Annotated in this window: 14 protein-coding genes and 1 tRNA gene; 11 read left to right on the forward strand and 4 right to left on the reverse strand. The window is 37.5% G+C overall.

The window, feature by feature from the left end:
- The 9 genes from GX311_04460 to GX311_04500 all read left to right on the forward strand — a co-directional run.
- The coding region (locus GX311_04460; GenBank protein NLK15632.1) for a phospho-N-acetylmuramoyl-pentapeptide-transferase at positions 1-131 on the forward strand (131 nt) is incomplete at its 5' end.
- Between the two features lie 9 nt (positions 132-140).
- Positions 141-1481, forward strand: coding sequence for a UDP-N-acetylmuramoyl-L-alanine--D-glutamate ligase (murD, locus tag GX311_04465; GenBank protein NLK15633.1), 1341 nt, complete (start codon positions 141-143; stop codon positions 1479-1481).
- A 13-nt stretch (positions 1482-1494) separates the two neighbouring features.
- Positions 1495-2703, forward strand: a complete 1209-nt coding sequence (locus tag GX311_04470; GenBank protein NLK15634.1) for an FtsW/RodA/SpoVE family cell cycle protein — start codon at positions 1495-1497, stop codon at positions 2701-2703.
- Positions 2678-3784: an undecaprenyldiphospho-muramoylpentapeptide beta-N-acetylglucosaminyltransferase gene (gene murG / locus GX311_04475; GenBank protein ID NLK15635.1), complete on the forward strand. Its 1107-nt coding sequence runs from the start codon at positions 2678-2680 to the stop codon at positions 3782-3784. Before GX311_04470 ends, murG begins: the two co-directional genes overlap by 26 nt.
- Complete coding sequence (locus tag GX311_04480) at positions 3781-5148, forward strand: UDP-N-acetylmuramate--L-alanine ligase (protein ID NLK15636.1); 1368 nt, start codon at positions 3781-3783, stop codon at positions 5146-5148. The genes murG and GX311_04480 overlap by 4 nt, the downstream gene beginning before the upstream one ends.
- Positions 5145-5939 carry a hypothetical protein gene (locus tag GX311_04485; protein ID NLK15637.1) on the forward strand — a complete coding sequence of 265 codons (795 nt, stop codon included), beginning with the start codon at positions 5145-5147 and terminating at the stop codon, positions 5937-5939. Before GX311_04480 ends, GX311_04485 begins: the two co-directional genes overlap by 4 nt.
- A gap of 4 nt (positions 5940-5943) precedes the next feature.
- Complete coding sequence (gene ftsA / locus GX311_04490) at positions 5944-7275, forward strand: cell division protein FtsA (protein NLK15638.1); 1332 nt, start codon at positions 5944-5946, stop codon at positions 7273-7275.
- Positions 7276-7280: 5 nt separating this feature from the next.
- On the forward strand, positions 7281-8654 hold the full coding sequence (gene ftsZ / locus GX311_04495; protein ID NLK15639.1) for a cell division protein FtsZ: 1374 nt from the start codon (positions 7281-7283) through the stop codon (positions 8652-8654).
- A gap of 69 nt (positions 8655-8723) precedes the next feature.
- Positions 8724-9179: a GatB/YqeY domain-containing protein gene (locus tag GX311_04500; GenBank protein NLK15640.1), complete on the forward strand. Its 456-nt coding sequence runs from the start codon at positions 8724-8726 to the stop codon at positions 9177-9179.
- A gap of 173 nt (positions 9180-9352) precedes the next feature.
- Here the strand turns inward: GX311_04500 and GX311_04505 are convergent, their stop codons facing one another.
- Positions 9353-9952 (reverse strand): riboflavin synthase, encoded by a 600-nt coding sequence (locus GX311_04505; protein NLK15641.1) that lies wholly within the window; start codon positions 9950-9952, stop codon positions 9353-9355.
- 96 nt (positions 9953-10048) lie between these two features.
- Positions 10049-10124, reverse strand: a tRNA-His gene (locus tag GX311_04510).
- A 283-nt stretch (positions 10125-10407) separates the two neighbouring features.
- Between GX311_04510 and GX311_04515 the strand changes: the two genes are divergently transcribed.
- Positions 10408-11619 (forward strand): oligosaccharide flippase family protein, encoded by a 1212-nt coding sequence (locus tag GX311_04515; protein NLK15642.1) that lies wholly within the window; start codon positions 10408-10410, stop codon positions 11617-11619.
- A gap of 180 nt (positions 11620-11799) precedes the next feature.
- A complete protein-coding gene (locus tag GX311_04520; GenBank protein ID NLK15643.1) occupies positions 11800-12591 on the forward strand; it encodes a DUF885 domain-containing protein in 792 nt (263 codons plus the stop codon).
- Here GX311_04520 and GX311_04525 read toward each other — a convergent pair.
- Both GX311_04525 and GX311_04530 read right to left on the reverse strand, forming a co-directional pair.
- Complete coding sequence (locus GX311_04525) at positions 12569-13429, reverse strand: CPBP family intramembrane metalloprotease (protein NLK15644.1); 861 nt, start codon at positions 13427-13429, stop codon at positions 12569-12571. The two genes, GX311_04520 and GX311_04525, sit on opposite strands and share 23 nt — an antisense overlap.
- A 17-nt stretch (positions 13430-13446) precedes the next feature.
- Positions 13447-14340 carry an SDR family oxidoreductase gene (locus tag GX311_04530; GenBank protein ID NLK15645.1) on the reverse strand — a complete coding sequence of 298 codons (894 nt, stop codon included), beginning with the start codon at positions 14338-14340 and terminating at the stop codon, positions 13447-13449.
- Positions 14341-14412: the final 72 nt, after the last annotated feature.

Below are 14412 nucleotides of genomic sequence, written 5' to 3' on the forward strand. Positions count from 1 at the left end.
TATTTTTAATGTCGCCACTGCATCACCATTATCAGAAAAAGAATATTCATGAATCGAAAATTGTTACTCGATTTTGGATTGTGGGGCTACTATTAGCCGTTCTTACAATTATAACATTGAAAATCAGATAATAACGATATATGCAAAAACGATATAACATAGTTGTTCTTGGAGGAGGCGAAAGTGGCGTTGGCGCAGCATTGCTTGCCAAACGTAATGGCGAGAGTGTGTTTATTTCTGATTTTGGAACGCTTAAAGATAAGTACAAAAAGGAGATTATCGAGGCTGGAATAGATTTCGAGGAGGGGAAACATTCGGTTGAAATAATTACAAACGCAAAAACAATTATCAAAAGCCCGGGAATACCTGATGAGAGTGAAATTGTTGTGCAAGCAAAAAAATCAGGTGCAGAGATAATTGGCGAAATAGAGTACGGCGCGCGTAATACGAATGCGAAATTTATAGCCATTACAGGCTCGAACGGCAAAACTACAACTACACTTTTAATCTACCACATATTAAAACAAGCAGGGTTAAAAGTAGGATTAGCCGGCAACGTAGGACAGAGCTTAGCACGACAAATTGTTACAGAAGACCCCGATTGGTTTGTGGTGGAACTATCAAGTTTTCAGCTTGATACAATGTTCACATTTCACGCACACATTGCAATTTTAATGAACATCACACCCGACCACTTGGACCGTTACAACTATAATTTCGACAATTATATAAATTCAAAATTCAGGATTTTACAAAATCAAAACCAGTCTGACTATTTCATATATTTTGCAGACGACCCAGTGGTAGAAAAAAAGATGTCAGAACTAAATATTGTTGCTAAAAAGCTAACATTCAGTTTAAAAGACGACACAAAAAGCAATGCTTATATATCAAAGAATCAAATAATAATAAAATATAATAATCAGTTCGCTATGTTTTACGACAAACTTATTATTAAAGGTAAACACAATTTGTGCAATGCCATGGCAGCAAGTTTAGTAGCCGACATAACTAATATCAAAAATGAAAAGATTAGGGAATCGTTGGCAAGCTTTACTGGAGTTGAACATCGCTTGGAAGAGTACCTGACAATTCATGGAGTGCTCTATATCAACGATTCAAAAGCCACGAATATCAACTCTACTTGGTATGCTCTTGAAAGTATGACTAAACCAACTGTTTGGATTGTAGGTGGAGTTGACAAGGGCAACGACTATTCAGAATTAAACGACGTTGTGGCTAAAACCGTTAAAGCGATTGTATGCTTAGGTACAGACAACAAAAAAATAGTAGACCACTTTAAAGACAGGGTAAACATTATTGTTGAGACGCAATCGATGAAAGAGGCTGTGTATGCAGCTTATAAGCTCGCCGAACCCAATGATGTGGTTTTGTTAAGCCCTGCTTGCGCAAGTTTTGACCTGTTTTCAAATTACGAAGAGCGCGGCAAAAAATTTAAAGATGCTGTAAGAGACTTATAATTAGAACAATAGAATGAAGACTGTATTTACATATTTGAAAGGAGACAGAGTAATATGGGTAATTACCATAATGCTCTGCCTTGTATCAATATTGGTAGTTTACAGCTCGACCGGAACACTTGCCTACAAACAAGCCGGTGGAAATACATTTTACTATCTGAGTAAACAGCTACTGTTTGTAGGAATTTCATTATTAACAGTTTTTATTACACATCGAATAAATTACAAGGCTTTATACACTCTTTCAAAATATTTATATTACGCTTCTATACCATTATTAATATACACATTGGTTCGTGGTGTAAGTATAAATGAAGCTGCGCGTTGGATAACACTTCCCGGAGGATTCTCTTTTCAAACTTCCGATTTGGCAAAATTGGCGTTAATGATGTATTTGGCAACACAAATATCTCTAAAACAGCCCGATATAAAGGATTTTAAAAAGGGTTTCGTTCCGCTGTTGATTCCTATAGGGCTAACATGTATGCTTATTTTGCCTGCCAACTTCTCAACTGCGGCTTTAATTTTTGTTAGCTCAATGGTATTGCTATATATTGGCAGAGTTCGAATAAAACATCTCTCTCTATTGGCAGGTGTTGGGGTTGTAGGTATCGGCATTTTTATTTTAGTTGCACTTAACATGCCCGACTCAGGACGCGTTGGAACGTGGAAGCGCAGAATAGAGAATTTTGTCTCTAAAGATGGCGAGAACTTTCAAGCCGATCAGGCAAAAATAGCTGTCGCCACAGGTGGAATGTTCGGCAAAGGTCCGGGGCAAAGTGTTCAAAGAAATATACTGCCTCACCCCTATTCCGACTTTATTTTTGCAATTATTATAGAGGAGTACGGGCTTATCACAGGAATATTTATAATGTCGCTATATCTGATACTTCTGTTCAGAAGTGTCGCACTAATAAAGAAATGTCCAACCACCTTTCCTGCATTTTTAGTTGCGGGGATGGTTATATTAATTGTATTACAGGCTTTTGCACACATAGGAGTAAATACAGGAGTATTTCCAGTAACCGGGCAAACATTGCCAATGATAAGCATGGGAGGTACTTCTATGATTATCAACGGGATACAGATAGGTATTATACTAAGTGTGAGCAAAGAGATATTGAAACAAAGTTCGGCAAACGCGCCATCTGTACAGACAACAAATGAAACTGATAATGAGGTCGAAGATGAAGGAAATGTCACCGATAAAATTATTGATTAGTGCCGGAGGAACCGGAGGTCATATTTTTCCGGCATTAGCGGTAGCCAACGAGTTCCGTAGCAAATATCCCGACAGTAAAATACTGTTTGTTGGGGCATTGGGCAAAATGGAAATGGAAAAGATACCGCAATCGGGATACGAGATAGTTGGACTGCCTGTAAAAGGTATGCCACGAAAGCTATCGTTTAAAATGATTTCATTTATTATCTCGTTGATTAAAAGCATGTTAATGGCTCGAAAAGTTGTAAAACGATTTAAGCCAACTGTTGCAGCCGGATTTGGTGGTTTTGCATCGGGACCTGTGCTGTATTGGGCTTCACGAATGAAAGTGCCGACACTAATTCAAGAACAAAATAGTTATGCCGGCGTAACAAACAAAATCTTGTCCAAAAAAGCGAAAACTATTTGCGTTGCGTACGAAGGAATGGAGAAGTTTTTCCCGAAAGATAAGATAGTTTATACGGGAAACCCTGTCCGTAAATCTATGTCTCTCGGCAGTGTGAAAACTACAGAAGCACTTGAATTTTTCAACGTTACAAGCGACAAGCCGATTGTTCTTGTCTTGGGCGGCAGCTTAGGCGCAAGGTCGGTTAACAATCAAATACTTGAATCGTTGCCTTGGTTTATCGAAAACAATATACAGCTGTTGTGGCAAACAGGAAACTTGTATTATAACGAAATGGTCGAGAAATCAAAAGGTTACGACTTGACAAATATTCGCGTTCTGCGATTTATTGATAAAATGGATTTTGCCTACACCGCAGCAAACATCATTGTTTCGCGTGCAGGAGCAGGCACAATTTCGGAGCTTTGCATTGTGGGCAAGCCTGTTGTTTTAATTCCAAGTCCGAACGTGGCTGAAGACCATCAAACATTCAATGCAAAGGCTTTATCGGAAAAACAGGCTGCGATATTGCTACCTGACAATAAAATCAATGAACTAACAACCGTGTTAAGCAAACTAACTAAAGATAAGGAACTTATAGACGAGTTGTCAACAAATATTAAAAAACTTGCGTTGGCAAATGCCGACAGAGATATATCGAACGAAATAGAAAAACTTGCTTTACAAAAGAGATGATACAAAATAGTAACCATATTAAAAACATTTTTTGCATTGGCATTGGCGGCATTGGCATGAGCGCACTGGCGCGCTATTGGAAGCATGCAGGCAAAAATGTTGCTGGTTACGATTTGCGTGAAACCAAACTTACGCGCAAGCTTGAAAGCGAGTCGATTAAAGTTTTTTATTCAGACAACACAGAGTTAATTCCATCGCAATTCCTTACAGGAGAGACACTTGTGGTTAGGACACCTGCGGTGCCCGATAATCTGTCGGTGCTAAAAATTTGGAGCGATTACGGAAAAACGGTAATGCGCCGTTCGCAGATGTTAGCTCTGATTGCGTCAAATCATAAAGTTTACGCTGTTTCAGGTACGCACGGGAAAACCTCTATAACAACGCTACTTTCGCACTTGCTAAATCAACGCGAGCAGGGAGTAAACTCGTTTATGGGAGGAATATCGCGCAACTATGGCACAAATATTTTGTTGTCAAACTCTGCCGAAATGGTTGTCGAGGCTGACGAATACGACAGAGCTTTTTTACAGCTGAACCCACATGCAGCAATCGTTACATCGGTAGAGGCTGACCATCTTGATATTTACCAAAATTTGGAGAATTTAAAATCGGCATTTAATCAGTTTGCTGGACAGGTATCGCAAGAGGGATTTATTATTTGTAAAAGGGGAATAGTATTGAAACCCAATAAAAACACCGAACTGCTCACATATCACGCCGAAGACGATACAGCCGATATTTTTGCAAACAACATCAAAATTGTTGATGGCTGTTATCAATTCGATCTTGTGACACCGTTTGGCAAGTTTAATTCGTTGCAAATGGGAGCTCCGGGATATTACAACTTTGAAAATGCGGTGGCAGCATCTTCGTTTGCTATAAAAGTTGGATTGAATGAAGACCTACTAAGAACGGGGCTTCTGTCATTCAAAGGTGTAGAGAGACGTTTTGAAATGCACAACAAATCTCCCGAAATTTATATCGACGATTATGCACACCATCCGGGCGAAATAGATGCTTGCATAAAATCGATACGTAAAATTTTCCCAAATAAGAAAATTACAGTTATTTTCCAACCGCACCTATATTCTCGGACAAGGGATTTAGAGTCTGAATTTATAACCTCTTTAAACACAAGCGATTTGGCAATAATAACCGACATTTATCCAGCCCGCGAGCAACCGATTGAAGGAATTACGGGTCAGGCGTTGGCAAATAAAGTAAAAAATGGTAAGTACGTGGCTTTTGATGATATAATCGCATTTGTTAAAAACCGACGTTTCGATATTTTGGTAACAATGGGTGCAGGAAGCATTGGCGATAAAGCGTTGCAAATTAAAGATATTATAAACGACAGAGCATGAGTGTAAAGATGAAATATATTATAGGATATTCTGTTTTAGCACTGTACGTCTTTATTACGGCTGGTTTTGTCGCTAAAAAGTCGGCTGAGGAAGTTTGCCGTAAAGTTGAGGTTTCACTTAATGATACTGTAAATCAATTGGTTGTGCCACGCGATATCACAAAACTTATGGAGGATAAAAAGAACTCGGTGTATGGACATCGGTTTTCTAACATAAACAAAATGCAAATTGCTAAACTGATAACTAACAATATTGCGTTGGTTAAAAATGTTGGAGTGTATAGGGCAACTGACGGCACTATCTGCATAAATATTGAGCAACGTAAACCAATTCTTCGCGTAATCAACAAATATAACCAAAGCTATTATGTCGATACAGAAGGATATTTAATTCCACTGTCAGATCACTGGAGCGCAAGAGTTTTAGTAGCAAATGGAGATATTGCTGAAAAATCACAAAAAAACAGGGCTATCCATATCGACTCACTTAACACTAATATTGAAATTAAACAGCGAGAGACACTAAGGGAATTGATAATACTTGCAAAACATATTAATGACGACGAGTTTTTAAATGCTCAGATAGAGCAGATATATGTCAACAGAAACGAATACGAAATGATTCCAAAGGTAGGTTCTCACATAATCTATTTTGGACCTATTGATAACTATGTGGATAAGTTTTTTAATCTTAAAGCAATATATTATAAGGGATTTGCTAACTTGGGCTGGCGAAAATATAAGGCTATAAATCTTAAATATCAAAACCAAGTAATTTGCACAAAACGTTAGATCTATGATAAAAGAGAGAAACATTGTTACGGCTATTGATATCGGAACAACAAAAATTGTTGCAATCGTTGCTAGAATTCTTGAAAATGGCAAAGTTGAAGTCTTAGGCTATGGACACGAAAAAAGCATTGGAGTAAAACGAGGCGTTGTTCTTAATATCGACGAAACCGTCAGAAGCATTAAAAATGCGGTAAAAAAAGCAGAAGCGCAATCGGGATTAACAATTAAAAGCGCATATGTTGGAATGGCTGGTCAACATATAAAGTCATTGCGCTCAAGCGGGTATATCACCCGCGAATCATTCGAAGAACCCATTACTGCAAGTGAAGTTGAAAAGCTAGCAGCGACAATGAATAGCATTTCTGTTGATGTTGGACAGGAAGTAATTCACATTCAACCACAAAGCTATAATGTTGACAAAGAGATGGGTATTATGAATCCTGTAGGCGTGGCAGGCAAACGACTTGAAGGGAATTTCCATATAGTAATTGGAGAGATAACCGCTGCAAATCATCTAAAAAGATGTATAACCAAAGCAGGGTTATCGTTGAAAAAAATATTTTTGGAGCCATTTGCTTCAAGTGCTGCCGTTCTTACTGAAGATGAAAAAACAGTTGGCGTGGCATTGATAGACATTGGAGGTGGAACTACAGACATAGCTGTTTATTGTGATGGAGTTATACAACACACTGCAGTAATTCCCTTCGGCGGACAGTGCGTTACAGACGACATACGTAAAGAGTTTGCAATATTAGAGCATCAAGCCGAAAAAATGAAAGTGAATTACGGTTACGCAATTGCAAACGACAAGTCACTTTTAAACAAAAGAGTAACAATACCTGGCATTGGTGACCGCCCGGCCAGAGAGTTTGAGTTCTACCATATTGCAGGAATAATTGAAGCAAGAATGAGCGAAATTATTGAGCTTATTCGTTTTGAATTAGAATCAACCGGACTGTTAGATAGATTAGGTGCCGGAATAGTATTGACTGGTGGCGGTTCAATGATAAAGAACCTTAGTCAGTTAATGGCGTTCTATCTTGGAAAAGAGGTACGAGTTACAGCTCCCAGGGTTCTAGCATCATCAGAAATAAACAAAAATATCAACTCACCTGTTTACTCAACAAGCATTGGACTAATACTTAATGGGTACGAAGACAAGTTGTTTAATAAAACCGAGGATGAAGATTTCTCAACAGAAGATTCATCTGAAAACGAATCAAGAAAAAGGGATTCTTCTATATTTAACATTGACAAACTAACCTCTATATTTTCAAAATTTAAGGGGATAAGTTTCGATGTGCCAGACCATGAAATGAACACAAAAACGGAATAACAACCATGAGTGAAACAATAATGAAATTCGATTTACCAACAAAAAAATCATCAATAATTAAAGTGATAGGTGTTGGAGGTGGAGGTGGGAATGCGGTAACCCATATGTTTCGTGAAGGGATTACCAATGTTGATTTTGTAATTTGTAACACCGATGCACAGGCATTAAATTCGAGTCCTGTTCCGGTAAAAATCCACTTAGGTCCCACTATTACAGGAGGATGCGGAGCTGGGAACAGACCCGAACGAGGAAAACAAGCAGCTATTGAAAGCCTTGACCAAATAACCGAACTCCTCAGCCACAATACCAAAATGGTGTTTATTACCGCAGGTATGGGGGGCGGAACAGGAACAGGAGCTGCTCCTATAATTGCACAAGAAGCAAAAAATTTAGGGATACTTACAGTAGGAATTGTAAGTATTCCATTCCTTTTTGAAGGCAAAAGACGACTAAAACAAGCTATTGAAGGACTTGAAGAAATGAGAGAAAACGTTGATGCTCTGCTAGTTATCAGCAACGAAAAAATCCGGGAGATTCATGGCGACTTAGAATATACAACAGCTTTTGCCAAAGCAGACAATATACTAACAACGGCTGCTAAAGGTATTGCCGAGATTATTACGGTGCCAGGATTAGTAAATGTCGATTTTGAAGATGTTTACACCGTAATGAATAACTCTGGAGTTGCGCTTATGGGTTCTGCTACTGCGAAGGGGGAGAACAGAGCTATAGATGCAATCCAAGAGGCCCTTACATCGCCACTGCTAAACAATAACGATATAAACGGAGCTAAAGATATCCTGTTAAATATTACCAGTGGCAAAAACGGTATAACTCTTGACGAAATGACAACTATTACCGATTACCTTCAAGATGCAGCAGGTCAAGAAGCAGATATGATTTGGGGCGCAAACACCGACGAATCTTTAGACGACGAGATAGTTGTAACAGTTATTGCCACAGGATTTAACGCTGAGGCTATACCCGAACTGCACGGGGCTAGCAAACCTAAAGTAATAAAACACGACCTAAATGCAAGCAAACCCACAGTAGTTGAAAACTATAGTTTTTCAGAAACAATTACTCCCACACAACCCATTGTTCCTAATGAACTAAATCATAGCATAACTACCGGCGAAACAACAGATAACAGTCTTTTTGACTCACAAAAACAATTTACTAACATAGATTATCTAAAAAACGTTCGCAACATCGATGAAATAGAGAAAATACCAGCTATCAAAAGAAGAAAGATAATGTTTGATGAAAATACCACGTTGGTAAATGACGAGGAGATTAGCCGCTTTTCACTAACAGAAGAAGATGGCAATATTAAACTGAGAAAAAACAACTCGTACTTAGATGAAAACGTTGACTAACATAAGGCAAAAGGTGCAAGGAACAAGGTACAAGTAGTTTTACTTTATAAACAATTAACTGAATACATAATGAGTTTTGAAGAAAAAATAAACAACCTGATAAAAGAGGCGATGAAAGCCAAAGAGCGTGAACGACTTGAGGCTTTGCGCGCCATTAAATCAGCTATCTTGCTTGAACGAACAAAAGAGGGAGCAACAGGAGAGCTATCCGAAGAGGATTTTTTGAAAATGATATCCAAAATGGTTAAACAACGAGACGACTCGGCTGAAATATACAGGCAACAAAACAGACCCGAACTTGCTGAAAAAGAGGAGTTCGAAGCATCGGTCATACGCGAGTTTTTGCCAAAACAGCTTACTGTTCAGGAAGTTGAAAAACATATTAAAGCCATAATAGCAAAAACAGGTGCCCAAAGCATGAAAGATATGGGCAAAGTAATGGCACAAGCCACCGCCGAACTGGCTGGCAAAGCCGAGTCGAAAACTATTGCGGAGATTACGAAGAGGATTTTGTCGGGGAACTAAATAGAGCGAGAATAAATTATTTAGGGGTATTCTTTAAGTTTTTACTTAATGGATGTCCCTAAATGTTATAATCCACATATTCAGAGTAGTTTAACAGCAAAAATTATAAAATATTACTGTTTTTCACTTACACAAAATATTGTATAATCCCTTTACTCAATACTTAACCGTTTTTATTTCTCCAAAACCTGACGAACTATTTTTGCAATATATTTCCCGAGAATATCAAACTCAATATTTACGATAGTGCCGGGCTTATATGTATGAAATATAGTATTTTCGTATGTGTAAGGAATTATTGCTACCTGAAACGAATTGTCGCGACTGTTAACAACAGTTAAACTAACCCCATCGACAGAAATTGAGCCTTTCTCTACGGTTACGTGGTCGGGGTTTTTAAAATCATACTCAAAAGTGTAATACCAGCTTCCGTCAGCCTCCTCAACTTTTTTACATACAGCAGTTTGATCAACATGACCTTGAACAACATGACCGTCGAAACGACCATTTGCACTTACAGAACGCTCTAAGTTTACAAGTGAGCCCACTTGTAGCTGTCCCAAACTACTTTTGTCCAAAGTCTCTTTAATAGCCGTTACTGTATAGCTATCGGCAGTTTTACGAACAACCGTAAGACAAACACCATTGTGTGAAACACTTTGGTCAACTTTCAACTCATTAACAAACGAACATGTGATTGTGATATCAATATTTTCCTGTTTTTTTTCAATGGAAACAACTTTCCCCATTGCTTCTACTATTCCTGAAAACATATGCTTATAGATTTTTTTGATGATTAAATTTTAGTACAAAACTAAAGAAACTTACAGATATAAAAAAAGCAACAATCAATAAAGAATGCTGCTTTTGGGTGGAAGATGGGATTCGAACCCACGACCTACGGAACCACAATCCGCCGCTCTAACCAACTGAGCTACATCCACCATTTTTTGTGGGTGCAAATATAAAACCTTTATTGTTATTTTGCAAAAAAATATTGCATTTAACACTTGAATCTGTGGCAACGAAAAAAATATTTTTTCTTTTGCTAAGACCAGGATAAATCGAAAACAACATTGTATCTTGCAGAGTTATTAAATATCAACAATTGAAAATATTGTTTAGAAAATTAACTAAAAATAGAAGCTTTTCCCTTCAGTTTTTTCTTATGGGGCGTTTTGCGGGCACTTTGCTTGTCTCAATATTGCTTGCAAAATCGTATTTATGGATGCAAAACCCCTTAGATATAAAAGAGATAGGACAATATGAGTTGTTTGTTTTTATTGCGGGTTTTATAAACTTCTTTTGGGTTAACGCTTTAGTTCGAGGACTGTTAGGTTTTGTTGACACAGATAACCTCCAAAGCCTTAACAACAAATTGGCACAGGCTTTCTATCTTTTTGGCGCGCTCTCCTTAGTTTTTGGATTGCTGTTTGCGTTTGGGCAATATTTCTTTAATATTTTCAACAACGTAGGAGTTGTTATATTATCAGGCGCAGTGGTCTATTCCCTATTTTGGACTCCTTCAATGCTGTTGGAATATACTTTTGTTTTAAGAAAACAGACATTGCCTTTATATTTAAGTGGTATTATAACACCGCTTTTTTTCCTAATATTCAGCATAGCAGGTGCATATACAACTCAATCTGTTGATGGTGTAATATTTGGAACGGTATTATTCGCCTTATTGCGGTTTATTTCAACCTCGGCTATTGTTTTCCGCAGTGGAGTTCCTAAAATTGATTTACAGTGGATAAAAAAGTTTTTACTTTTTTCTGCACCGCTTGTCTTGTCGGCTGTTATTGCAGAATCTAGTATTTATATCGATGGCATTATAGTAAACTCACTATTCGACGAGCGAACATTTGCCATATTCAGATACGGCGCACGCGAATTACCGCTAAATTCAATACTAGCCTTGGGTTTAAGTAACGCTATGATACCTATGTTTAGCTCAACAACCAACCCTGACGTTGAATTGAGTGAACTGAAAAACAAAACCCGAAGGCTTTTGATACTGCTTGTTCCCATATCGATACTATTTTTAATTTTTAGCGATTGGCTTTTTGCAAATATTTTTAATGAGGCTTTCAAACAGTCAGCTATTATTTTTGACGTTTACCTACTATTAGTTATACCCAGATTGCTACTGCCCCAAACAATTATTGTGGGTTTCAAGCGCAACAATTTGCTTGTTTGGGTTTCAATTGTTGAGATTATTACTAACGTTGCTTTAAGTATTTGGTGGGGAATAATTTGGGGAATACTTGGAGTTGCCCTCGCTACGTTAGTTGCTTATATTGTTGAGAAAATAACTATGATATACCTTACCAACAAACATATAGATATAAAACCATCGAAATATATTCCAGTAAAAACTTTTACTCTTCTTTCTATTGCAATTACTTCTGTTTTCCTCGCAAAATATTTTTTATTTTAGAGTAATTACAATGTTGTCTTAATTTACATGGAAATTTTAAATTATTGATAATCAACACTATTTGTGCGACTTTAGTATAGAACCTATTTTCAGTATTTAATCAAATAAAAAAGTCCGTTAATGCTAACATCTTACTTATTAGCCAACTATAATAGCGAAGAATGTTTGCTTTCTTAAAAAATGTTGTATATTCGCATACTAATCCCAAATACCCGAAAAATGCCTTATCGCAGATTACCAAACACAGACATAGCACGATTACGCGCTTTGAACGCTGCACTAAAGATGGGAAGCACTCTGTTTCACACCGATTTAGCCATATCACAATCACTATTGCTAAAACTGCGTGCTTTTTTACCCTTATTCAAACAAACTGTCGATCATCAGCGAGAAGCTTTTAGACGACAGACACAGAACAGTAAGACTTATCTTGATATTCAAAAACGCGCCCGACTCTACATCTCACATTTCATTCAAGTTTTGAATTTAGCCATAGTACGCGGAGAACTTAAACCAGAAACAAGAAAGTATTATGGATTGAAAGTAAACCAAAAAACAGTCCCCGACCTAAATACGGAAGCAGAAATTATTGAATGGGGAGAAAAATTAATTAAAGGTGAAGCCGAACGATTGGCTACTGGAGTAGCACCAATAACAAACCCCACAATTGCATTGGTAAAAGTGCGTTATGAAGATTATATTCGAACCCATAGAAACCAAAAAAGCCTACAAGATATTTATGCCAAAGCAACTCTAAAGGTTGCCGAAATGCGCAAAGAAGCTGACGAATTAATCGTAGAGATATGGAACCAAGTTGAGGCATTTTTTGGAGAATTGCCACCTAAGCAGATGCGCGAAAAAGCAAAAACATACGGTGTTGTTTACGTCTATCGAAAAGGTGAGCTTGAGGCAGAAGCCGAAGAGGAGGCAAAAAACAGTAACGATTTGGTTAATGAGACGAGCGTTCTTTAAGCATTGTTTTTAACACGTAAAAAAGCAATATCGCTGAAACTATAGAGACAATCCACTGATAACCCCCTAACGTAGCATTTGCCAATTCTTCAAATTTATGCTCGGGGATAAATTGGCGAAATAATATACTCGAGAGATTATTTATAAAGTGTAGAATCATTGGTAACCACAATTTCCCAGTTGCGCTAAATGCTACACCTAATAAAATCCCCAACAAAACTCTCGGCAGAAAAGAGTAAAACTCAAAGTGAAAAACCGAAAAAACTATTGAAGTAATAACTATTGGTGTCCAAATGTTATTGAACATTTTAGAGATAAGTTGTTGCAACAAACCCCGAAAAAACAGCTCCTCAAATATCGCAGGAAGCAACCCGACAAGCACAATAAGCATAAAGAGATGAAAACCACCCCGATACTTCATAAACTCGTTAATAAACTGCTCCGACTGGTGTTGAATAGTCTTTAACGTCTGTTCAATACCCGACATAAATTCCGGAAACTGTACCGCTTTGTTTATTTCCCACAAAGCATTTACAGGGAAATAGCATAAAACCCATGCAACAAAGCCAAGCACTAATATTTTTAAAAATCCCTTTTGGGGATAGATACTTATCTCAAATCTCTTGTTAAAGGATTGGAATAACAAAACAGGCAACCCAAAAATCGTAATGGTTTGAATTGCAACTTGAACATAGTTAGACCATTGATTATCAGCACTTAGTCCGGCAGGAAAAATCTTTTCAGCAAGAAATATCAACAGAGAGGCAACCAAAGTGCTTATAAGTACATAGGCAAATAGTGCGATTATTGACTTGAAGTTTGATAGTGAACTTTTCATACAATTATCAATTTAAGTTAATTTTTATCAGACCTTTTTATATAATCTAACACAGAATCAATGCTTTGAGGATTATATCCAAATACTTCTCGTGCTTTCTGACTTGAAAAACGTGTAATCGGTGGACGAGTTCCCACTTGGGACAACTCTGCTGAACTTACCGGAGTAATTAATCCCTTATCTAAACCAAATGTTTCTGCAATTTTTACCGCAAACTCATAAACTGAAACAAAATCGACTCCTCCGGCGTGGAAAACTCCTGTTTCAGTAGAAAAAACTGTTTTAACAATAAATTTCGCTAAATCCAAAACAAATACAGGAGTTCGATATTGGTCTGACACTATTCTCAGAGGTTTACCCTCTTTCGAGTTCTTCGCAATCATGGTAACAATATTGTAAGCGCCTTGTTGTAAGGGTATTCCGTAAACCAATACAGGTCTTATAATTAAATGGTTAGCGCAATTTTCCACAACCTTTTGCTCAGCTGCTACTTTTGTCTCTCCATAAAAGCTTACAGGATTAGTGGCAGACTCTTCGGTCTCGAATTGATTTTGTCCACTAAAAACAAAATCAGAGCTAAGAAAAACCATTCGAGCACCGATTTTTGATGCCGTTTTCGCAATTTTTTCGGTAGCTTCAACATTTACTTTCCAAGCCTCTTGACGATTCTCTTCGCAATAATCCACTCGCGATATTGCAGCCGAATGGACAATTACATCGGGTTTAGCTTGAGCAATGACGTTTTCAAACCCGTCGGTCAGAAAATCAACCTTAATCCTTTTGGCATACAAACTGTTAAGCCTCTTATCGCCTCTAACACAACCCACAAGCTCCACATCTCTATAATTATCAAGCTCTTGACAAATATAGCTTCCTATAAAACCTGTTACGCCTGTTACTAAAACCCTCATCAGAGTTAAAAGTTTATAAAGTTAAAAGTTTGTAAAGTACAGACACAATGCAATTGTGTCTGTACAAAAAGT

Source organism: Bacteroidales bacterium (genome assembly GCA_012519055.1).
Taxonomy (GTDB): Bacteria; Bacteroidota; Bacteroidia; order Bacteroidales; family Salinivirgaceae; genus JAAYQU01.

Coding starts and splice junctions, on each gene's coding strand:
- murD (NLK15633.1), top strand. CDS start 141: ATGCAAAAACGATATAACATAGTTGTTCTTGGAGGAGGCGAAAGTGGC.
- GX311_04480 (NLK15636.1), top strand. CDS start 3,781: ATGATACAAAATAGTAACCATATTAAAAACATTTTTTGCATTGGCATT.
- GX311_04520 (NLK15643.1), top strand. CDS start 11,800: ATGTTGTATATTCGCATACTAATCCCAAATACCCGAAAAATGCCTTAT.
- murG (NLK15635.1), top strand. CDS start 2,678: ATGTCACCGATAAAATTATTGATTAGTGCCGGAGGAACCGGAGGTCAT.
- GX311_04470 (NLK15634.1), top strand. CDS start 1,495: ATGAAGACTGTATTTACATATTTGAAAGGAGACAGAGTAATATGGGTA.
- GX311_04505 (NLK15641.1), bottom strand. CDS start 9,952: ATGTTTTCAGGAATAGTAGAAGCAATGGGGAAAGTTGTTTCCATTGAA.
- GX311_04500 (NLK15640.1), top strand. CDS start 8,724: ATGAGTTTTGAAGAAAAAATAAACAACCTGATAAAAGAGGCGATGAAA.
- GX311_04485 (NLK15637.1), top strand. CDS start 5,145: ATGAGTGTAAAGATGAAATATATTATAGGATATTCTGTTTTAGCACTG.
- GX311_04525 (NLK15644.1), bottom strand. CDS start 13,429: ATGAAAAGTTCACTATCAAACTTCAAGTCAATAATCGCACTATTTGCC.
- GX311_04515 (NLK15642.1), top strand. CDS start 10,408: ATGCAAAACCCCTTAGATATAAAAGAGATAGGACAATATGAGTTGTTT.
- GX311_04530 (NLK15645.1), bottom strand. CDS start 14,340: ATGAGGGTTTTAGTAACAGGCGTAACAGGTTTTATAGGAAGCTATATT.
- ftsA (NLK15638.1), top strand. CDS start 5,944: ATGATAAAAGAGAGAAACATTGTTACGGCTATTGATATCGGAACAACA.
- ftsZ (NLK15639.1), top strand. CDS start 7,281: ATGAGTGAAACAATAATGAAATTCGATTTACCAACAAAAAAATCATCA.